The organism is Paenibacillus sp. J2L1-98 (genome assembly GCF_056269405.1).
Map to the genome: position 1 here is coordinate 113,333 of NZ_JBWDNW010000013.1, position 21,139 is coordinate 134,471.

Genomic DNA, 21,139 nt, shown 5'->3' on the forward strand with positions numbered 1-21,139 from the left:
CACCATCGCCAGCATGATTCTAAAGAGCTGTTTCACTCACTTTCCCTCCTTTCATTTTATTATGTTTTCCGTAAAGGCCGCGGAATTGAGCCGGTGTCATGCCCACTTCTTTTTTAAATAATTTTGAGAAATACTTTTCGTTTTGGTAGCCGAGGTTTACTGAGATCGAGTAAATTTTTTCTTCCGTTTGGCTTAACCATCGTTTGGCTTGTTCGATTCTTAATTGTATTAAATAATTAGATATGTTGATCCCTTGTTCTTGTTTAAATCGACGGCATATATGCTCCCGGCTTAGAAAGAAACGGTTGGCCAATTTATCCAAAGAAAGCTCTTCCGTATAATGTTCTTCCAAATATTCGACGATGTCATGCATTCGCCGAGCGTCCTCTATATCGCTTAGACGATGAATCATTCTGAAATTCTGCGCATTGAACGCTTTTTTGGCCGATTCATAAGCCATAGGCAGATCTTTTAAGAATAACAGCCGATCGCCGCTCACCAGCCGTAACGGAATATCAAAGTGGTTTGAAATCCATTCCTCTATTCGAAGCGTGCAGCCGCGCGAGCTGATCATTACACCTATCCGATCGTCAGTTTGCAGGACAAACGCATTACCCCAATCTTTAGCAATCAGTTCGTCGGCCAATCGATTAATGTAAGTGTCGGCGCTGTGGGTATGGTAAAAATAGAGCAAGGTGAGATCATACGCATCGGCTTTCGGAAGGCACATTGCCAGGTCCTCCCAATTGCAAGGCTCTCCCTCGAAAACCGCAGTAATCAATTGGTTATTACGCAGCCTTTCTGTCTCGTGCTCGACGGCGGAGTCCTTTTTCCGCTGAGCCTCATCATTGTTCCAGGCCAAAATGGCCCCCTCCAAGACTTTATTCAAAGCGCTAGATTCAACGGGCTTCAATAAATAATCAAAGCTTGAGCATTGTATGGCTGTTCGCATATAAGAATAGTCATCGTAGCCCGAGACAATAATCACTTTTCCCGGATAGGCTTTTTGATTTAACCTCTCCAAGAGTTGTAAACCGTTTACTTTGGGCATTTTGATATCGGCAAAAATAATTTCAGGACGCTCCCTATCGATAATAGTTTGAGCCTCTTCACCGTTAACAGCTTCCCATATTTCCGACACACCCAGCCGATCCCATTCTCCCAAATATCGAATAGCATCACGTCCATTCAACTCGTCATCCACAAGAAGAGCTTTCATGATTTTCTTCCTCCTTTGCATGGGTTGGAATCGTAATCAGAACTTTAAATCCTTTGCTGTGTTCCGAATACACCTTAAAGCATCCGCGATGACCGTAATTCAAAATTAATCGATCATGAATATTTTTTAGACCGATCCGGTCATTGGAAGAAGCGGTGTCATTGCCTACCGCATATATTTTTCTTCTCAATCCATCCAGATCTTCACTGGATAAACCGGGACCGTCATTTTCTACCATGAGCTTCAGATTCCCTTCTTCAAGCCATCCCCGAATGTTTAAAAACGAATCATAATGTCCTTCTTCAAAACAATGCTTGAAGAAATTTTCAACAAGCGGCTGTAATATCATGACCGGGACGGACATGTCCATCATAGTATCATCCATTGAGATGGAGTGGCGTAATTCCACCCTAAATCGTTCCTTTTGCAGATCCAGATAAGCTTTCACATAATCTACCTCATCGCGAACCGTAGCCCAATTGCCCATTCGAATCGTATACCTCATCATTTTGGATAAGGAAGTCACCAATTGATAAACTTGCGGAATTTGGGCACGAAGGGCAACCGTACCAATGGTCTGCAAGGCATTATATACAAAATGCGGGTTAATTTGAGATTGAATCGCCCGGTATTGGCTCTTTTTGTTTTCAAGCTCCAGTCGATATTCCTTATCAATATGCAGGTCGATTCGTTCTATCATATCCTTGATATGCCTCTCCAAATGACCGATTTCATCCCGTCCCTCTACATTAAACTGGATATTAGTGTATCCTCCTTCAATTTTCCGGACTTTATGGCTTAATAACTTAATAGGACGAGAGATCTTATTGGAAATAAAACTGATCATAATAAGGCCCAAGATGAGGACGCCAACACCGAAGAAGGCACTGATATACGCCGTTTGCCGGACATCGCGATATAAGTAATCGCTCGAAGTCACTTTGACCAAATGCCAATCTCCAAACTCATTGGGAAGTGGTTTTGACATCGTAATATCGCCCGATCTTCCATTGGCGGAAGACCTTTCCGAATATGTTTTCAAAGGTTTTCCTATCAGCGTTGGATCGGATGCATATACGACGATGCCATCCTCATTCGTAAACAAAACCAACTCGCCTTCCTTAAGAAAACGACTGCATATTGTGGAAATCCTGCTCAAATCGATATCCATCGTAACGACACCCAGAAATTCGTTCGACAGTATATTTTTAATTTTATAATGAATCGTCATTACCATTGTCCGATCAGACGATGGCATAACGGCGGAACCTTGATAATTTTTGATCAAATGCGGAGGCTCGATTAAATAATTAGAGTCGGATTGAATCAGGTTTTGAATCGGAAGAGTTCCCGCTAAATCAGGGCGCTGCTTACGGGCACTCACCTTGGCATCGTAAACGGTGAAAGTATCATTCCCTTTGGCGATAAAAAACCGGACTTGGCGAATTTCTTTGCGCATCAAATAAAAGGATTGAAATGATTTGTCAACTTCAAGCTGATTCAAGTAAATTTCTTTCTCAAAGCCTCTTTCGAATATTCTAATTAAATTGGAATTGAGGTATAAGATATACGGTAAGTTCGCCATATCCTGCAAATATTGTCCCAATTCATCACTGCCCTTTTTAAGCTGCACCTCGCTATTGCGATATTCGTGCCGCTCTACCTTCTCTTTGGTATATAAATAGATGGCCAATACAGAAAAGAAATAGGGAACAATAATACAAACGAGGAGCATAACCAATAAGCGGTTTCGGATACTTTTCATGACATGGATATTCCTTTCTTTGGTTTCCATCAGTGTCTATTTTATAACATGGATGCGATGACAGAGTCACTGGAAATTGTATATATATTAATGGGATAACGGAATCTGTGCCCGATGAACCCTCATTTTATCGCTCCGGCCCTTTAATAACCTATGTCCATGCTGCTCCCAACTCCCACGCAATGCATAACTTCACCTCCAACGGGAAAATATAGAAACCGTGTATGGACTATTTGATCGGCATTTTCATGTACACTTGCTTGGCAGGGAGACGACAATGAAACTGGAAAAAATAAGCGGTCTTCAGCTCTTTTATATCATGATTGGATTTGAAATCGGGAATACCGTCATTTTCGCGACGGGAGCAGGGGCAAAGCAGGATGCGTGGCTGGCTATTCTAGTCGCTATGTTCGGCGGTCTAATCTTAATGTGGGTTTACACGAAATTATTTGATTATTATCCGAATGATACTTTGGTACAGATGCTCCCGAAAATTATTGGCAGGTATCTATCCTATCCGCTAATTGTGATCTATATTTTGTACTTTACTTATCTTGCCAGTACAGCATGCAGAGATTTCGGCGAGCTTATCGTTTCGACCATTTTAACGGAAACGCCCATGGTTGTCGTAATCGGGTGCTTTATATTGTTTAAGTTAAAGAGCATCGAATCTGTTCTTCTAGCTCTTGGCGCAGTTATTACCCCTTTGTCGATTGTACATGCAACAAGTTTCATTCGGTTTCTAGAAATAGGAAGAACATTTATTGACCCCTATCTGCATACCGCATCTTCAAGGAAACCAACTAATGATGGAAGTGAATTCCCGCTGTGAAGTGACTGTATTGGAGAACGCCTCCAAGATCAATCTCAGTAACTCAAAAGAGCTAGAATTTCTGCAAATCAAACTGGAAGAGGATGTTAAACAGCGGATGCAGATCGCTTTGCATAAAGCGCAAAAGCAATTCCGGTCAGACATATTTGGATTTGGAAGAATAGTATACCAGGCATATCCGAAAGCATGGAATAAGACATATAAGAAGAAGTGGGATATCACGTTTCCGGATTTAAAAGTTACCATTAAGTCTAATGTTGTCGTTAAACGAATCGGTCTTACAAAAGAAACAAGATAACCGGGGGTAAATGATGGGCCAACTTATATTAACCTTTATTATATTCGGAGCAATGATCGCTTGGGAAATCCCAAGGATGCGGAAAAGAAACGATAAAAAAGAATGGACCGTTTTTTTGTTTCTTATGTTTATAGGATTAGCACTGAGTATTGTGTTCGCTTCTCATATATCCGCGTAGTCCAGCGAATGAACCAAATTAGTGCTTCAGCCAGGCTTGAAGGTGCTCATACCGATGAACAAGCTCAGCCGCTTCTCTTCTACATATTTAAATGAAGTACGGGGCACAATGGAATTTGAATTGAAAAAGAGGAGGATAAGATGATGTCTCGAAATAACAACACCCCAACAAAAACAAGCCCTGGAAATAACAAAGACTCCGAGGTCGCTGGTTCGAAAAAAACGAAAAAATAAAATTTCAAGAAAAAGTGAGCCGACAAAAAAAGACTGGCATTTATTTAAAATGCCGGTCTTTTTACTTACAAAGTTTTCTGCCCTTGTACCTTATTTATAATTTAGACACCCGGATAATCCGTTATTATCCCATCTACCCCAAGCCTCTTCACCCGCTCCATATCCCGCTCCTTCCGCAATGTCCATGCCATCACTTTGCGGTTCCGGTCATGGATCTTCTGGACGATCTCCTTATTAAGAAGATCATGGCTGTAGTTAATATATGCCGCGTAAGAAGCTAGTTCATCCAGCGTTTTATCAGTCAGCGGGTGCTGATTCGCATGGATAAGTACGGCGACAGGAATGCCCGGCAGCAAGGCGTGAATACGGCGCGCCGATGCGAAGTCGAAGGATTGAATGATGATGCCTGCGCTGTCTTCAGAAGCTCCGATAGCTTGATTATTTGCAATATTTAGGGTGCCGGCCCTATCTTGATGAATCCCATACCGGCGTACAACCTCAGCTACCTTCTCTTCAATACCCGGATAAGCGCGCGGATCCTTAATCTCGATGAGCATGCCGATTTTTCCGGCAAAACGGTTCATCACTTCGGAAAGCGTTGCGATAGGCTGCTCTGCATATAAGGGGTGGAAGTGACTAGCCGCATCCATGCCTTGGAGCTCCCGCAGCGTAAACTGGCGTACATTACCTGTAAAATTCGTGGTCCGGTCCACCGTTTCGTCGTGGATGATGACGAGCTCTCCGTCCTTGCTCATCCGCACATCGAATTCGATGAAGTCGGCGCCAAGCCGCTCGGCCAGCCCGAAGGCTGCCATCGTATTCTCGGGAGCGTACCCTGATGCCCCGCGATGCGCGATGATCAGAGGTTCTTCCGCCGCATAGCGGCTAAAGGCGGACACGGTTAACGCCGCGCCGCATAGGATCAACAAGAGCATTCCGGCACGAAGCCATACATAAGTTGCTTTTCGGTTTGCCATCATTCCACCCCTTCCTGACTGAATCGCCGACTTAAAAGATTACGCGATCTTGCCTCACAATTCGGAGCACGCGGTCCGGATAGTTCGTCGTAATGCGCATATCGGGATATTGCTCGATGATGCCGGCTAGAATGTCCGGGTCATCGACTGTCCACACGCCCATGTCGATCCCAATCTCAGCCATCTCATTCACCACTTCGCGCGTAACGAAAGCATAATGCATAGATACGCTCGCCGCGCCCGCATACCGCAGCTGTTCAGCGAGCAGCATCGGTTTACCCATGAAGATCAGTCCCGTCCGGATGGACGGATCAATCTCGTTCGCCCGCTTCATAGAATCATGGTCGAAGGAGGAGAGAACGACCTCGTCCTTCATGCCGTGGCGATGAATGATCGCAATTACTTTCTCCTCAATTCCTTCATACTCATCGCCCATCGTCTTCAGCTCCACATGCAGCATGCAGCGTCCCTTCGCGAGCTCCAGCACTTCCTCCAGCGTCGGAATCCTCTCTTCCGCGAATTGCGGAGCGAACCAGCTGCCTGCATCCAATCGCCGCAATTCCTGGAGCGTATGCGCTTTGACCGGTCCTGTACCGTTCGTCGTCCGGTCCAGCATATGATCATGGATGACGACAGGAACTCCGTCCTTCGATAGATGCACGTCGAGTTCGATAATGGCAATATCCGGTTCAGTCAAAGCCAGCTCGAAAGCTGCAATTGTATTCTCGGGCGCTTCTCCCGACCATCCGCGGTGAGCAACGATTGTAATCATAGTGTCTCAGTCCTTCCGTTCTTTTATTTAACGCCGTTATACACGAATGCTTTAATAATTTGACGCTGCGACATGAAAAATACGGCAAGAATCGGTGCCACCAGAATCAGGTTGCCGGCCATTAGAATATTCCATGTCGCGACACCTTCCACTTCTCTAATCTTCGCGATGCCAAGCGGCAGCGTTCGCGCCGTTTCATTCGTCGTCATGACGAGCGGCCAGAAGTAGTCATTCCAATGGGCAATGAAGCTGAACAAGGCGAAGGTGACGAGCACCGGCTTCACCATTGGCACCATGATCTGGACGATGATTTTCCACTCCGCCGCCTGATCGAGCCGCGCCGCTTCAAGCAATTCATCCGAGATTTGCATGAACGCCTGCCGCAGCAGGAAGATGCCGAAGGCGCTCGACGCAAAGGGCAGAATGAGGCCGAGATGCGTATTAAGCAGCTTGAAGGCGCTCAGCTCCAGGTAGACGGGAAGAAAGATTAACTGCGCCGGAATCATCAGCGTCACCATAACGATGCCGAACAGAAAACTTGAGCCTTTGAACTTGTATCTTGCAAAAGCATAGGAAGCCGGAATAATCGTCAGCATCTGCAGGATAAGTATGCCGACTGCGATCACGATACTGTTTATGAAATAGCTTAGAAACGGCCCCGTGTTCCAGGCGTCGGCGTAATTTTGCCAAACAGGATTTTTCGGAATCCATTCCGGCGGGAAAATCATCGTCTCCGGCAGCGTCTTGAGCGATGTGGAAATCATCCAGACGAACGGCATGGCGAAGATGATTACCAGCGTAAGCAGACCGGCTGCATTTAATGTGGCGAATGCAATCCTTAGCGCTTTGCGCAAAATCGCCGGTTTACTGCGCGAAATCGTCCACTTGTCTTCGGCAGCAGACCCGATTGGAGTTCCGCCGATCGTATTGTTTGCAGCTTTCAACAGCTTCACCTCTTTCTAACGGTAATGAACGCGATTCGACAGCAATTTGAAGTAAATCATCGTTAATATTCCTACAATGACCAGCAGGATGACACCCGCAGCGGAGGCATAGCCGATCTTGAAGAAACGGAATCCATACTCGTAGATGTAATACACCAGCGTGTTGGTCGAATTGACCGGGCCTCCCTGCGTCATGATCGCGATGGTCTCAAATACTTGGAACGATCCGATCATGTTGATGATCACGAGGAAGAAGATCGTCGGCGAAAGCATCGGCAGAATCAGCTTCATGAAGGTCGTCCAAGGCTTCGACCGGTCCAGCGAAGCCGCTTCGTAAATATCGGCCGGGATGCTCTGCAGGCCGGCGATAAACACAAGGGCGTTGTATCCGAGCCCTTTCCACACGGCGACAACGACCAGCGAAATCAGCGACGTGCTCGGATGGGACAGCCATTCCAGCTTGCCGAAGCCAAGCAGGCCGATCACCCAGTTCAGCAGCCCATACTCGGGATCCATCAGCCAGCTCCACAGCAGCGAGATGGACACGAGGGAAATAATGTGCGGACTGAAGATGGCGCCCTGCACGAAGCCGTGGAAGAAGCTCTTTCTGTTCAGCCACAGCGCAAGCAGTAAAGCAAGCCCCGTCGTTAACGTCACCGTCAATACGGTATAGATCGTCGTATTAGATAACACCTGCCGGAAATCCGGCTCCGTCAGAAGATCTTTAAAATTCTGAAGGCCGACGAACGTTTTGGTCGGGCTGACAAAGTTCCAGTCGAACATGCTTAAATAAATCATGTAAAAGATCGGATAAATAAAGAACAATGAGAAGATGATTATGGCCGGGGCTACCATCCCGTACGGACGCAGCTTCTCCCATCCTGACATATCAGTGCCCTCCGGCTGCGGCAAGGCGCTTCGTGCTTGCCCCGATGCCGCGCAGCCTTTCCCCGCTCAGCCCGAAATAATAGAGTTGGTCATACGGAATCGTAACCTTCACGCGATCGGCGGTCTCTAAAGGCGCAAGAAACGTTTTGACAAAAAACACGCCGGTCCGCGACTGAATCTGATAAATGCTTTCCGCCCCCAGGCTCTCGCGGGTTAGGATGCTGCCTTCTATGGCGTAACCTTCGATATCCGCGCTTGCGTTAATGATCGCTTGCTCCGGACGGAACCCTACGTGACCGATGCCGGCGGCCGTCTGAATATCCAGTCCTTGCACATCCCTCATATTCATCATGTTCATTGCCGGGGTCCCAATAAACTCAGCGGTAAACAAATTTGCCGGATCGTGATAGAGCTTCATCGGGGAATCCGCCTGCTGAATGACTCCCTTATTCATTACGACGATCTCATCCCCCATGGACATGGCTTCCACCTGATCATGCGTCACATAGACAAAGGTCGTTCCCAGCCGCTTGTGAAGCTGAATCAGCTCCGTTCTCATCTGATTCCGCAGTTTGGCGTCCAGATTGGACAAGGGCTCGTCGAGAATGAACACCTTCGGCTGCTTCACCATCGCACGCGCCAGGGCCACCCGTTGACGCTGTCCTCCGGACAGGTTCTGCGGCTTCTTATCCAGATGCGGCGTTAACCCGACAATCTCCGAAATGTCCTTCACCAGCTTCTCGCGCTCGTTTCTCGCAACGCCTCGGTTCTTCAGGCCGAACTCGATATTGCCGCGAACGGTCATCGTCGGATACAGGGCATAGTTCTGAAAAACCATCGCTACGTCCCGCAGCCCGGGCGGCGTATCGTTCACGCATTTGTCGTCGATCCATATTTCTCCGCCAGTCTGCTTCTCAAGCCCGGCTACCATGCGGAGCGTCGTCGATTTGCCGCAGCCCGAAGGTCCGACAAGAACGGTGAACGACCCGTCCTTGATCGTTAAATTCAAGTCTTCAATGACGGTTTCATCTTTGAATTTCTTGCTTATATGCTTCAGCTCGATCTTCGCCATCCGTTATGCTCCTCCTTGTAATGGATTCCTGAATCGCACGCACGAGCTGCTCCAGCTCATCCAGAGTCGTTAGCCGCAAATCCCAAACCTCCGGATCACTGCTTGAATAAGGGGAAATAAAGCAGGTTTTGCCGCCCAGCCGCTTGACCGGATGCAGATCATTCCACGGGTTATCGCCGATCGACAAAATTTCATGCGGCCGATACCCCTGCCCCAGCAGCTTCGTGAAATAATAACGCAAGCCAAGCGGTTTCTCCGCGCCGCAATACACTTCTGCGAACAAATGGCGAATCTGCATGTAATTCAGAAACTCGATTCCCGACTCCAAATACGTATTCGTCATGAGAATCTTCCGGTCAACGGCAGTAAGCTCCTCAATGGCCTGAAACAACTCGCTGCGGAATTCGAAATGATAAGGCGCAGCAACCATCTCTTTGCGGACCCTCTCGAACGCCGATTGCCTTTTCCCTTCAGGAAGCTTGTATTTGTGACTGACGACCGCCGCAATTCCCCACGGATCGCCGATATGAATCAGATGAGCAGCCTCGGACGATAACGGTCCATATGAGCGGACCCTTTCATCGATCGCGTTCCCGTCCCACGAGAAGCCTTGAACGAAGCTTTCCTCATGCCGCACCAGCGCCACATCATCCTGCGTATGATAGAAATGGCCGAATCGGAAGGAATGCTCCCCCGTTAGAATAGCTCTTCCAGTGCTAACGGCAGCCTCGGTCTCTCCCTCGTGCGCCGTTCCCTCCAGCAGGTAACGGATGTACCGCTCCATAAACGAATCTTCCTGGTACAGCGTACCGTCCATGTCGAAAATAATAACTTTAATCGCAGACAACCCATTCACGTTGAACATATGGTTTAACCTCTCAGCTCTTATGATTTAGATGGAGAGGACTCCCGGACCGGAAGCCTTCTCCCGACTGAACAGTTGCCGGTACGAAGCTTTATTACTTGCTAAGAAGCTTGTCGGCTTTCTCCGCCGCTGCATTTAACGCGTCCTGCGGGGTCGTTTTTGGATCGAGAATAGCCTTCTCGATCGCTTCCTTAACGATCTTGGTCACTTCCGGATAAGCGTTCTCCATTGGACGCGGTCTCGCATATTCCAACTGATCCACGGCAACCTTGAACTGCGGGTGCTCTGCAAAATGCGTCTTCAGCTCTTCGCTCTCCACGGCGGATAGACGGGTTGGCAAGTAGCCGACATGCTTGTGCTGGTAGATCGTATTTTCCTTGGAAGTCATCCATTTAATAAACTCCCATGCCGCATCTTTCTCTTCATCCGTGCTTTTGGACGTCATGACTAGCTGGCAGCCGCCGGTTGGAACGCCGTAGCTTACGTTAGCGGGCATGAACGCGGTTGCCAATTCAAAGCCGTTGCCCTTCGCGATTTCCAGACTTCCGGTTACGCCTGCGGTGGAGGCGAACTTAAAGGCCGACATTTGATTCGCCCAGTCTTTATCCGCGGTTGCTCCCGCTTCGTCGCCTACAGGTATTTTGATAAGACCCTCACTGACTAATTTCTTCCAGAACTCTACCGGGGCCACGCCTTCCGGCGTATTGAATGCAGCCGATTTGCCGTCATCGCTCAGCATTTGACCGCCGCTTTGGGCAACCAGCGCTTCATAGAACCAGATGTCGGCAGGCACCGTCATGCCGACCTTCCCTTTCTCCTTCAAAACGCGGGAATACTGTTCCAGCTCATCCCATGTCTTCGGACCTTCCGGATCGAGGCCGGCGTCTTTCAGCATCGTGACATTTTTATATAAAATCGGTGTGCTTCGCATGAAAGGAAGGCCAAACAGCTTATCGTCCACGTAGGCGTTCCCCATTAAGCCGGGATTGAAATCTTCAAGCTGAAGCTGATCCTTGTCCCGCTCCGCGTAAGCCGTCAGCTCTTGCAGCATGCCGGAACGGGCAAATACGCCGGTTGACGCGATTTCCAGGTCGCTTACCGCAGGAGCGTCTCCCGCTGCGAACGCCGCCTGCACTTTGGCATGAAGATCGTCGTAGCCGCCTTGGTGCTCTGCAATCACTTCGATTTTGTCCTGCGATTCGTTGAAGCCCTTGACCATATGCAGCTTCGCTTCCTCAATTTTGTCGCCGAACGCGTACCAGTACTTAATGACGATTTTCTCGGACGGTGCGGAATCCGTGCTCGCCGCATTCGCCCCGCTGTTTGCATTGCCTGTACTGCCATTCGTGCCGTTCGCTCCGCAAGCCGCCAATACCACCACCATGAAAATCGCCAGCGAGAGTGCAGTAAGCTTCTTAACCATTGTCCAATCCTCCACCTTTTCTTTGTTTGGAATAGGCCGGCAGCATAAAAAAGAAACCTTAATCCTGCCGCAGACATAAGCGTCCGCAGCGGATAAGGTTTCTCCAATGCTCCAACCGATTGCTATTTACTTTTCATAATGAATGATACGCCGCGACTATTAACGCTGTGTTATCGGGTTGCAAAGATTATATGAATTTGCCCGCATGCGTCAGACTTATATGATTTGCCGGACTTTCTTCTTGTCCGGGAGCGGCTCCGTGCTTCTCCACAGCTCAGGCCTAGACGATGAGATAGCCGTAGCGCCAAATTTCAAACATTCCTCCGCATGGCTTTGCTCATACAATAAGCCGCCGGTAATAATAGGGATCGAAGTGAATGCTTTCACCTTGCCGATCATGTCTGGAATGCGGGCAGGCATCACTTCGATGATGTCAGGCTCGATCTGGCAAAGGCTCTTGGCGATATTGTCCAGCCCTTCGGTGTCGACGAGGAAGAAGCGTTGTATGGTGATTAAATCCATTTTCTTCGCGGTTTTCACCACATTGGTTTTCGTCGAAATAATGCCGGTCGGCTTGATGACCTTCGCCAAATATTCGAGACCGTAGTTGTCCGTGCTGAGGCCGCCAATCTTATCGAGATGCAGGAAGACAGGCAGCTGATGCTCCTTGAACACGTCGACATAACCCTTTACGACTCCGATGTGGCCCGTTAACAGAAAGATGCCGCTTAGTTGGCTGCGAAGCGATAGAGCGACTTCGATATGTCTCGGATCCTTAATGGAAGCGATCCTTCTGTGCGTGGAGAGCCCTTTGAAAAAGGCGTCATGGTTCATTGGGTTCTTCATCTCTGCCGCCTCCTCCTATTATTTCGGCTGTGCAGCGGTTAGCAATGAGATAACTAGCTCGCGATCCGCGTCTGTCCCCCGGGCATCAGGGTTATGGCTGAAATGCACCATATGATGATGCAGCATAGGGGCGTTCTCCAGAACGTCCGCGTCCGTAAGATCTACGGCAGAAATTCGGATCTCATCTTGGGCGAATTCAACGACCCGGAAGCCGTGCTGATCCAAACAGGCGGATAACTGTACGAAGGTCCAGTTGTTCTGCGCAACGATCGAATCCACATGCGTGTGACCGTTGAAATAGACGCCTACCCCTTTTTTCCGGTTCAAAATGCGCCACATGTCGATGCTCGGATGGATCGAGCCTTTCTCCCGCTCCGATCTTGCCGTTGTGTTATAGACAGGATGGTGGCCGAAGACGAGCAGCGGCTTCGATCCGGATGCCTCGACCATCCCTTCCAGCCACTGCAGCTGTTCGCCGTCGAGCCAGCCGCCCCAGTCTTCGAAGTCCATCTCTTTGGCTGTGTCGAGAAACATAAGCATCGCGGTCTCGGTGTCAACTGCGTGATAACGCTGCTGGCCCGTAATCTCCAGCACTTCCCTTCTTGTCTGCCAATAGAGATCATGGTTGCCCAGCACATGGATAAATGTTCTATCCTCACGCTGCAGCAGCTCGTAAACCTCCTGCAGCTCGATCGACGATCCAAAATTCGTAAGGTCTCCGAGCGATATATGCAAATCGGCATCCATATCCAAAAAACGTCCCAGCAAGGTGTGATAGAAAGCAGTCCGCGCCTCCAGCAATCCCGGAACCGATTTATCGATTTCGTGATAATGCAAATCTCCCATCAGAACTAATCTCATCATTATTCTCCTCCCGGCCTATCCAAATTTGTTCTTCCCTCCTTCATGGTATAGGCCAAGTATTGTGTGTCCGTTAAACGGGGAAGTAGTTTTTGTAAAGGGGGACGAGTCCACGGCATGATAGCCCGAAAGAGTCATTACGTTGCAGGAAAGACGTTGTATAATGAACTGTATTTTTAAAACTATTACCGACTGTAATCAATCGCAGAGCAGGTCAGCAGACAGGAGTTAGCAGAATGATAAATAACAATAAGGACAATGATTTACAAGATAAATCATCGGATTTGAAAGAGAGAAAACCTTCATTTTATCAAGCGGTATGGAGATGGCATTTTTATGCCGGACTTATTTTCGCGCCCTTTATTTTGATTCTAGCTGTTACAGGATCGGTTTATTTATTTAAACCTCAGATTGAAAATTGGATGTATCATGATTATTACCATGTTGAAGCACAAACCGAAAAAATAACTGCTTCCAAACAAATTGAGAACGTATTGCATAAATACCCTGAGGCAAAAGTAACAAAATATCGTCCCGGGGAAGAAGCTTCGCGTTCAGCAGAAGTTAAAATTAATTGGGATGACGAGAGTATAACTATCTTTGTTAACCCTTATACAGGAAATATCATTGGTGAACTCAACGATAAAGACCGTTTGATGGATAAAATTGAAGAATTTCACGGTGAATTGACGTTAGGGAAAACAGGTGACAGAATTGTCGAATTAGCCGCCTGCTGGTCCATCATCTTAATCGTTACAGGCATTTATTTATGGTTTCCGAAAGAAAAAAGAAAGCTCTTTGGAGTCATTATTCCCAGATTGACAGGCGGGAAAAAAACGCTCATTAGAGACCTGCATGCAGTTCCGGCGTTTTGGGTATCGGCAGGCATGCTTTTTTTAGTAATAACAGGCTTGCTTTGGTCCGGGTTTTGGGGGAATAAGGTGCAGCATATCGCTACGAATGCAGGAGTGGGATATCCTCCTTCCATCTGGGTAGGCAGTGCGCCTTCCACCACGGTAAAGACAAAAGAAATTGCCGATGTCCCATGGGCAGCTCAAAATTTGGAAGTCCCTGCTTCGAAAATCCAAGGATACATACCAGTATCCATTGATGATGTTGTATCGATTGCGAACAATCTAAACATTTACCCGAGTTATACGGTAATTTTCCCTAAAAAAGCAGATGGAGTATTTACACTATCTGTGTTTCCGCCCAAAGCAAAAGACGAAGGAACTGTGCACATCGATCAATATACGGGAGCCGTATTAGCCGATTACCGGTATGATAATTATAAGACGATTGGGAAGATGATGGCTTGGGGGATCACCGTGCATAAAGGATTAGAGTACGGATTAGCCAACCAACTCATTAATCTTGTTGTTTGTATAGGAATTATAGGCGTCGTTGTCAGCGGTTTTATATTGTGGTGGAAACGTAAGCCAAGCGATCATTTAGGAGCGCGAAAGGCGCCAGACCTGAAGAAAATGAAGGGCTTGGTCATCATCCTGATCCTATTTGGCGCCTTGTTTCCTTTGGTAGGGATGTCTCTCATCGTCGTTTATTTGCTTGATTTTCTGATTATCCAAAGAGTTCCGGTTATCAAAAAATATTTGAACGCATGATTAAAGAAATGAAGGAAAGGCGGTAAAACCGAGTGAAAAATTATGTACAGCTTCTCTCTATCCTGCTCATCAGCATATGCTTAACCGCATGTTCGGTAGATAAAGAGGCAAGCAGCCTCTATAAGCACGAAAATGCTCTTGAAATCGAAGTGATATTGCCTGAAACCGTTCCATTAAATAAACCTCATTTATTTAAAGCGCGTATCAGCCAAGGCGGTAAAACGGTTGACGCTGCTGACTATGTTCACTTTATGTTTTGGAACAACAGCTCCAATCAAAACGAATCTATTTCCGCAGCTAGTGATGGGAACGGTGTGTACAGTGTAGAAAAAACGTTCGATCAACCAGGGCTTTATTATGTGAAAGTGCATGCCGGTGCCAATGGTTCCAATGTCATGCCAACGAAGCAATTCATCGCAGGCGAAATTTCAAAAGAACAGCTGGACTCCCTTCAAAAGGGTTCTCAAGATAAACAGCAAGATCACAGCCAGCATCATTAAAAGAAGATGCGACTTAAACTTCATAGATAGTTCAACGAGGCTGCCTGCAAATTGGCAGCCTCGTCCTAGTTGTATATGGAGTTATCAATAGTCATCTAAGCGTTCTCTTCCTGCTTATTCACGCATAAAGCGGAACCAGCCGAAATCGAATTTGCTCCCCGGCAGGAAGATGAATGTCACTTTTTGCATCCCCGTTACCTGTTCCAAATCAAATACCCGTTCTTCGTATCCATCGGATTTCTCAAATTCCATGAGTTGATTGTTTTCGCCGTTCTCGCCGGCAAATCGGATATGGATCGTATTCTTGTCGATCGGCGATCTCCCGTTTACGACCAGCTTCGAAGCACCTTCGCCGGTAAACTCCATATGCGCAAATTCCAGTGAGACGTTATTCCCGATGCCTTCCACACGATCATCTGCGAAGGTAAACGTATCCCCATAAATCCGATCGCAGGAAGCCGCCGAATTTCGTTCGAAAGCCCGGTTCTGACGTTCAAAGGAAAATCCTTTGATGTGCACCTTCTGACGAAGCACGAAGCACATCGACGTAATTCCGCGAAGTCTCTTGGTCAGGCGATACGTTTCTTCTTGATATACGTTCCACTTGGACGGCTTCTGATAAATAACGTCGGCAACTAAGGAGCTGGCTTCTTCGCCGGGCATCCCTTCCCAAATTTGGATCGTATATTTTTCGCTGGATAAAGCGAAGATCGGAATCGTGACGGTGTCGGAGCCATACGGACCGAAGTCGATATCGCGAAAGCCTACGTGCGTTTCGCCGTCTCTGCTCGTCGCTGCACCTCTTTCGTTGCCGTTCCCGACATCACCTTTACTGTAATCGTAAAGTCCCGCCGAGATGAATCCATAAGGATCCTTGTAGGCTGTTCCCAGACCTGTTGCCTTAAACTCCAACTGGGAGATAAGCTTCGTCTTATCCGTGCCGTTCTTAGTCGTACAACGCAGACGAAAAGCACCGTCGCCGATGGCGGAGATCTTCGCCTCAAGTCCGTTCGCTTCGACCCTGGCGATATTCGAGTCGATTCCTTCATCCGTTACGACGCGCCACTCGACGTCTCGATACGTTGCGTTTTCCGGCCATACTATGGCTCGAACGGTAATCTCCTTTGTGGATTCATCAAAGTCTTGTCCCGAGTCGCTGACGATTTCGATCTTACGAAGCGGAATTTCACCGCATCCCCCGGTCATGCACTGCAGCTCTTGATTTCTTGCGTTTGCTGAAATCCCTTCCGGAATTCCATCTTTAACGGCTTGCGACTCGAATTCCGCCGCCTCGGTTCGCATACCCTCGGAGGATACTTCGATTCGGATTTTTCCCGGCTCCAGCGTCGCGCCGATGATCGCCATCAACTTACCGCTGAACAATCTTCTGCTTTTTCCCTTATACGGATCAAAATCCGTGCTGTCGCCGTTATCAAGCCCAAGCAATCGGCCTGCCCCCGTCACCTCGACGCGCACGCGATTGTTTGCGTTGTCTACCGGATGACTCTCACCGTCCAACATACCGATTTCTACGAAAATCAAATCAGTACCGTTCGCCGTAAGTACCTTTTTATCCGCTTGGAGACGAATCCTCTTCGCATCCCCGAAGGATTTTCGAACATCGGTCGCTATGACTTTGCCCGTTTCGTCATAGGCGACCGCCTTAATTTCCCCTTCCGCATAAGGAACCTTCCACCAACCAACAAGCTGCGATCCATGCTCGTGATCGATTTCGCGAGTTCCAATTGTAGTCCCATTGAACTGCAGCTCGATCTTGGGGGCGTTCGAGCATACACGGACATCGATGATTTGCCCGTCATTGAAATCCCAGTACGGGAAGACGTGCACCATCGGATTCGTTCTATAATCGGTCCAAGCTGCTTGGTAGATATAATAAGAATCTTTCCTGAACGTAGCCGTATCGATCTGGCCGAAATAGGAATTCTTAGTATGATACGGCGTCGGTTCCCCGATATAGTCGAAGCCGGTCCACAGGAATTGACCAAGAGAAAACGGCGTATCCCTCTCCGCCAAGATACAGGCTTCCGCCGATTTGGCTCCCCAGCTTGTCGAACTGTTCCCGAGGGCGGAGCATTGCTCGTCATCGTCGGCAAGAATCGATTTCTCGAACGGGAAATGATAAATCCCTCTGCTCTGGACGACCGAAGCGGTCTCACTGCCGTAGATGATCCAATCCGGATGCTCTTCATGATGCTTACGGTAATATTTCTCCGCGTAATTGTAGCCGGCGACCTTCACGATATCGGCGCATTTCTGCGCATTCTCCCACGGCATATAATTCGATCCGATCGTAACCCGCGCATTCTGCTTCGGATCGAATTCCAGTACATATGCCATAAGCATTCTGGTGACTTCCTGCCCCCGCTCGTCTGCATGCGTGTCGTAAATCTCGTTCCCGATGCTCCACATCAGCAGGCTCGGATGATTCCGGTCTCGCAGCACCCAGCTTTTCACATCGCGATACGCCCAATCTTTGAAAAATCTTGCGTAATCGTAAGTCGTCTTGGATCGCTCCCACATGTCGAACGCCTCCGTGATGACGAACAGTCCCATCTCATCCGCCAAATCCATGAGCTCCGGAGCCGGCATATTATGCGCCGTGCGGATTGCGTTGACGCCCATTTCCTTCAGAATCACAAATCTTCTTCGCAATGCATAAATGTTAAATGCCGCTCCTAGAGCACCCAAGTCATGATGCTCGCAAACGCCGTTCAATTTCAGCTTCTTCCCGTTCACCTGAAGTCCTTGCTCCGGGTCGAGAACGATGCTCCGGAAGCCCAGAGGCAACGTGACCGTCTCCAGTTCTTCGCAGCGTTGCCCCCCGGGCGATTCGCCCGCTTCCCGATGCATTCGCGTGACGATCCGGTACAGAGTCGGCTCGTCCGTACTCCATAATAAGGGTTTATCCACGGTTAATGTCTGGCGGTTTGTCGTGACCGAGTCGCGTCCTGCTGTTACTCGCTCCGAAACGGCAGCGACCGTCTGATCCTGGTATAGGATATGGTGCGAAATATGAACGTCTTCTTCGATTTGTACGTCCGTGTCGATTTCCACCAGCCAGCTCTCACCCTGCCGCTTGGTTGCGACATACACGCCATCCGTGAGTATGTGATTACTGTCCCGTTCCTTCAACCAGACGTTCCGATAGATGCCTGCTCCCGAATACCAACGGCTGTTCGGACTTTGGTGCACGACTTTCACGATGATTTCATTTTCCCCGCAGGTGCAAGCGTCCGTAATCTCGTGTTCGAAGGAAGAGTATCCGTATTTCCATTCGCCAGCAAGCTGGCCGTTTACGTATACGGATGAATCCATATACACGCCGTCAAAGCATAAGAGCAGCTGCCCGTCGCGCCGTGTCCGGATAAATTTCTTGCGGTACCAGCCGATGCTGTTCTCGTAAAGCGCCAATGTATTATAAATCAACCAATCATGAGGGAGATCCACCGGTTCGAAGGGTAACCCGGCATGATCTGTAACGTCCAGGCCGCTTTTGGCAAATTCCCATCCATCGTTGAAAAGCACTTTCGTATTCATGGTTGAACAGCTCGCTTTCGTAAATATTGGGATAGAGCTCATCATAAGATTACGCCTGCACCCTAAAATTCCAAGATTGAAATGCGGAGCTTCGCACGACCGCGATGCCCCGCATTTCTTGTCCGTGATGCTTCAATAGATCAGGCGATCCTGCAAGTCCGCGATGCCTGACTTCCGATAGAAATACGTATTGATCATGTCTCGCCATTCTTTGGCGTGTTCGCTTTGCTCTGACAGCCTAGAGGCGACAAGCTCAAAATCCCCCTCGTTGACCTTGCCTCTGACCGATCGCCAATCGTCCAGCAAGGCCGCCGCCGCTTCCGCTCCTTCGAAATGCGTGTCGTAAATATGTTGGATCACCGTCTTGCCGCTATGCAAGATATGGGTGTACGGGACATGATGGAAAAACAACAACAATTCATCGGGACAACTTTCCAATGAATTATACATCTCCAGGCGAGGCGAATGGTACTGCGCGGCGTATCCGGTTCCCGTCTTCATCGTTCGATCAACCCCGATTCCGCGGTTATCCGCGAAATGATACGTCCCCCACTTCGAATACTCGTATCCGTCCACATTCGGGCCGTAATGATGATTCGGATTCACCATCCAACCGACGCCGAGCGGAGCGGTGTAGCTTTCGTATATGCCCCATGACCTCATTAAGATGCCCGAGACGGTGTCTTCGACGGCCCTATCGCAGCTGAGACTCAGCCGAATCCATTCCGACGTGATCCGTTCGGCGGATAACGAAGGATTCCAGGTCAGACGACCGTATCCGTATAAGTTGGCTTGAGCCAGCGGATGCCCGGTCCAGCAAGCGTCGTCCCCGATGTTCGACACGGCCGCAATTCCGCCATACGGACGGCCCCACATGGCGCCATTCGCGATCTTGGCGATGGTAGATCCCTCGCCGTCGGCATACGTATCGTTGTCGAGAATTTCCTTCCACTGCGGCACAAGATAGCAGACATGCCTCTGCTGCCCTGTATATTCCTGGGTGATTTGCAGCTCCAGCATTTGGTTCGTTTCGCGGAGTCCTCCGAACAACGGAGATACCGGCTCACGAACCTGAAAGTCCATCGGCCCGTTCTTGATTTGCAGAATGACGTTGTCGGCGAACCGTCCATCGAGCGGCATAAAATGGTCATAGGCCGCCTTGGCCCGGTCCGTCGAACGATCGCGCCAATCCTGAAGACAGTTGTAGACGAAGCAGCGCCAGATGACCAGCCCGCCGTGCGGCGCCAGCGCTTCGGCCAGCATGTTCGCTCCGTCCGCATGATTCCGTCCGTACGAAAAGGGGCCGGGGCGAAATTCGGAGTCGGCCTTCACTAGAAAACCGCCGAAGCCGGGGATCGCACGGTAAAGGGCGGACGCCCGCTCCGCCCACCAGTCTCTGACCGACTGATCCAAGGGATCCGCCGTAGGAAGACCGCCAACCTCGATCGGACTCGCGAAGTTAATACTAAGAAATATTTGAATGGCGTATTCTCCGAATACATCCGCCATCCTCGTTAACGTCTCTTCATACTCCTCCGTAATCAATTTCGTCTCTTCCCGGTGTACGTTGACATTATTGATCGAGATCGCGTTGATCCCGACGGAAGACAGCAGCCGGGCATAGTCCCGGATGCGGGTAAAGTCTTCCACGAAACCGCCGTTCCGGTAGAAGATCGACTTCCCCGCGTAGCCGCGTTCGATCGATCCGTCCATATTGTCCCACTGATTGATCATCCTCAGCACATTAGCTGGCGTCTCGACGATATGCAGCTCGTCGATCGCCTCCCTCATCTGCATCAATCGTATCAAATGAAAGGTTCCATACAGTGCGCCTCGCTCCGACTTCCCGACGATCGCGATTCGGCTCGGCTCATCCTCAAGGCCGTTCAGCGTCCGGATCACGTACCCTTCTTCGCCGATCATCGCTGCTTCGGCTCCGACTTCGCGGTCGATCCCGGCATCCTCGCTGCCTAAGACCCCGATGATCACGCTTGGAGCCTGACGATCCCGAGTCGTAACGATATCCGGCGAGTGCCCGGTCATGGCCTGTAAAGCTTCCGCCAGTTCTTTCTCTGCGGTGCGCAATACCTTGGTTCGCTCCGTGATTGCAATGGCCGAGCAGCGAAACCGGTACACCTCCCGCAGCATTTCGTCCTCGACCGCTTCATAACGAAGCCACGCTTCGTTCCCGATCGTTGTGTTCATCCCCATCACCCTCCATTTAAGTGTAAACGGCTGACGCCATGTAACTTCTTATATTTTCAGAAAAGGGCCAGGTGCATCCTC

General features: G+C 49.0%; 17 protein-coding genes. 4 read left to right on the plus strand and 13 right to left on the minus strand.

Annotation, left to right across the window (positions count from 1 at the left end; translation table 11 throughout):
• Window positions 1–19: 19 nt before the first annotated feature.
• Complete coding sequence (locus AC0YNZ_RS21190) at window positions 20–1,219, minus strand: response regulator transcription factor (RefSeq protein ID WP_475828486.1); 1,200 nt, start codon at window positions 1,217–1,219, stop codon at window positions 20–22.
• Window positions 1,197–2,984, minus strand: a complete 1,788-nt coding sequence (locus AC0YNZ_RS21195) for a cache domain-containing sensor histidine kinase (protein ID WP_475828487.1) — start codon at window positions 2,982–2,984, stop codon at window positions 1,197–1,199. Before AC0YNZ_RS21195 ends, AC0YNZ_RS21190 begins: the two co-directional genes overlap by 23 nt.
• A gap of 277 nt (window positions 2,985–3,261) precedes the next feature.
• Between AC0YNZ_RS21195 and AC0YNZ_RS21200 the strand changes: the two genes are divergently transcribed.
• The gene (locus AC0YNZ_RS21200) at window positions 3,262–3,816 is read left to right on the plus strand and encodes a GerAB/ArcD/ProY family transporter (RefSeq protein WP_475828488.1); all 555 of its coding nucleotides are present in this window, start codon (window positions 3,262–3,264) and stop codon (window positions 3,814–3,816) included.
• Window positions 3,791–4,114: a Ger(x)C family spore germination C-terminal domain-containing protein gene (locus AC0YNZ_RS21205; RefSeq protein ID WP_475828489.1), complete on the plus strand. Its 324-nt coding sequence runs from the start codon at window positions 3,791–3,793 to the stop codon at window positions 4,112–4,114. The genes AC0YNZ_RS21200 and AC0YNZ_RS21205 overlap by 26 nt, the downstream gene beginning before the upstream one ends.
• 512 nt (window positions 4,115–4,626) lie before the next feature.
• Here the strand turns inward: AC0YNZ_RS21205 and AC0YNZ_RS21210 are convergent.
• The 9 genes from AC0YNZ_RS21210 to AC0YNZ_RS21250 form a co-directional block, all read right to left on the minus strand.
• Entirely contained in the window at window positions 4,627–5,505 is an 879-nt protein-coding gene (locus AC0YNZ_RS21210) for a glycerophosphodiester phosphodiesterase (protein ID WP_475828490.1), read from the minus strand.
• 28 nt (window positions 5,506–5,533) lie between these two features.
• Window positions 5,534–6,274: a glycerophosphodiester phosphodiesterase gene (locus AC0YNZ_RS21215; RefSeq protein ID WP_475828491.1), complete on the minus strand. Its 741-nt coding sequence runs from the start codon at window positions 6,272–6,274 to the stop codon at window positions 5,534–5,536.
• A gap of 23 nt (window positions 6,275–6,297) precedes the next feature.
• Window positions 6,298–7,128 carry a carbohydrate ABC transporter permease gene (locus tag AC0YNZ_RS21220; protein ID WP_475828525.1) on the minus strand — a complete coding sequence of 277 codons (831 nt, stop codon included), beginning with the start codon at window positions 7,126–7,128 and terminating at the stop codon, window positions 6,298–6,300.
• Between the two features lie 105 nt (window positions 7,129–7,233).
• Window positions 7,234–8,106: a carbohydrate ABC transporter permease gene (locus AC0YNZ_RS21225; protein ID WP_475828492.1), complete on the minus strand. Its 873-nt coding sequence runs from the start codon at window positions 8,104–8,106 to the stop codon at window positions 7,234–7,236.
• Window position 8,107: 1 nt separating this feature from the next.
• Entirely contained in the window at window positions 8,108–9,178 is a 1,071-nt protein-coding gene (locus AC0YNZ_RS21230; RefSeq protein WP_475828493.1) for an ABC transporter ATP-binding protein, read from the minus strand.
• A complete protein-coding gene (locus AC0YNZ_RS21235) occupies window positions 9,132–10,043 on the minus strand; it encodes an HAD family hydrolase (RefSeq protein ID WP_475828494.1) in 912 nt (303 codons plus the stop codon). Before AC0YNZ_RS21235 ends, AC0YNZ_RS21230 begins: the two co-directional genes overlap by 47 nt.
• Before the next feature lie 94 nt (window positions 10,044–10,137).
• The gene (locus AC0YNZ_RS21240; RefSeq protein WP_475828495.1) at window positions 10,138–11,466 is read right to left on the minus strand and encodes an ABC transporter substrate-binding protein; all 1,329 of its coding nucleotides are present in this window, start codon (window positions 11,464–11,466) and stop codon (window positions 10,138–10,140) included.
• Between the two features lie 216 nt (window positions 11,467–11,682).
• Window positions 11,683–12,312 carry a glycerol-3-phosphate responsive antiterminator gene (locus AC0YNZ_RS21245; protein WP_475828496.1) on the minus strand — a complete coding sequence of 210 codons (630 nt, stop codon included), beginning with the start codon at window positions 12,310–12,312 and terminating at the stop codon, window positions 11,683–11,685.
• A gap of 18 nt (window positions 12,313–12,330) precedes the next feature.
• Window positions 12,331–13,176 (minus strand): metallophosphoesterase family protein, encoded by an 846-nt coding sequence (locus AC0YNZ_RS21250; RefSeq protein ID WP_475828497.1) that lies wholly within the window; start codon window positions 13,174–13,176, stop codon window positions 12,331–12,333.
• A gap of 233 nt (window positions 13,177–13,409) precedes the next feature.
• Here AC0YNZ_RS21250 and AC0YNZ_RS21255 point away from each other — a divergent pair, with 233 nt between their 5' ends.
• Together AC0YNZ_RS21255 and AC0YNZ_RS21260 are read left to right on the plus strand one after the other, a co-directional pair.
• Window positions 13,410–14,795: a PepSY-associated TM helix domain-containing protein gene (locus AC0YNZ_RS21255; RefSeq protein ID WP_475828498.1), complete on the plus strand. Its 1,386-nt coding sequence runs from the start codon at window positions 13,410–13,412 to the stop codon at window positions 14,793–14,795.
• Between the two features lie 32 nt (window positions 14,796–14,827).
• Window positions 14,828–15,295 carry a FixH family protein gene (locus tag AC0YNZ_RS21260; RefSeq protein ID WP_475828499.1) on the plus strand — a complete coding sequence of 156 codons (468 nt, stop codon included), beginning with the start codon at window positions 14,828–14,830 and terminating at the stop codon, window positions 15,293–15,295.
• Between the two features lie 114 nt (window positions 15,296–15,409).
• Here AC0YNZ_RS21260 and AC0YNZ_RS21265 read toward each other — a convergent pair whose 3' ends face one another.
• Together AC0YNZ_RS21265 and AC0YNZ_RS21270 are read right to left on the minus strand one after the other, a co-directional pair.
• Complete coding sequence (locus tag AC0YNZ_RS21265) at window positions 15,410–18,853, minus strand: glycoside hydrolase family 2 TIM barrel-domain containing protein (protein ID WP_475828526.1); 3,444 nt, start codon at window positions 18,851–18,853, stop codon at window positions 15,410–15,412.
• A 132-nt stretch (window positions 18,854–18,985) separates the two neighbouring features.
• Window positions 18,986–21,058, minus strand: coding sequence for an alpha-glucuronidase family glycosyl hydrolase (locus AC0YNZ_RS21270; RefSeq protein ID WP_475828500.1), 2,073 nt, complete (start codon window positions 21,056–21,058; stop codon window positions 18,986–18,988).
• Between the last annotated feature and the right edge of the window lie 81 nt (window positions 21,059–21,139).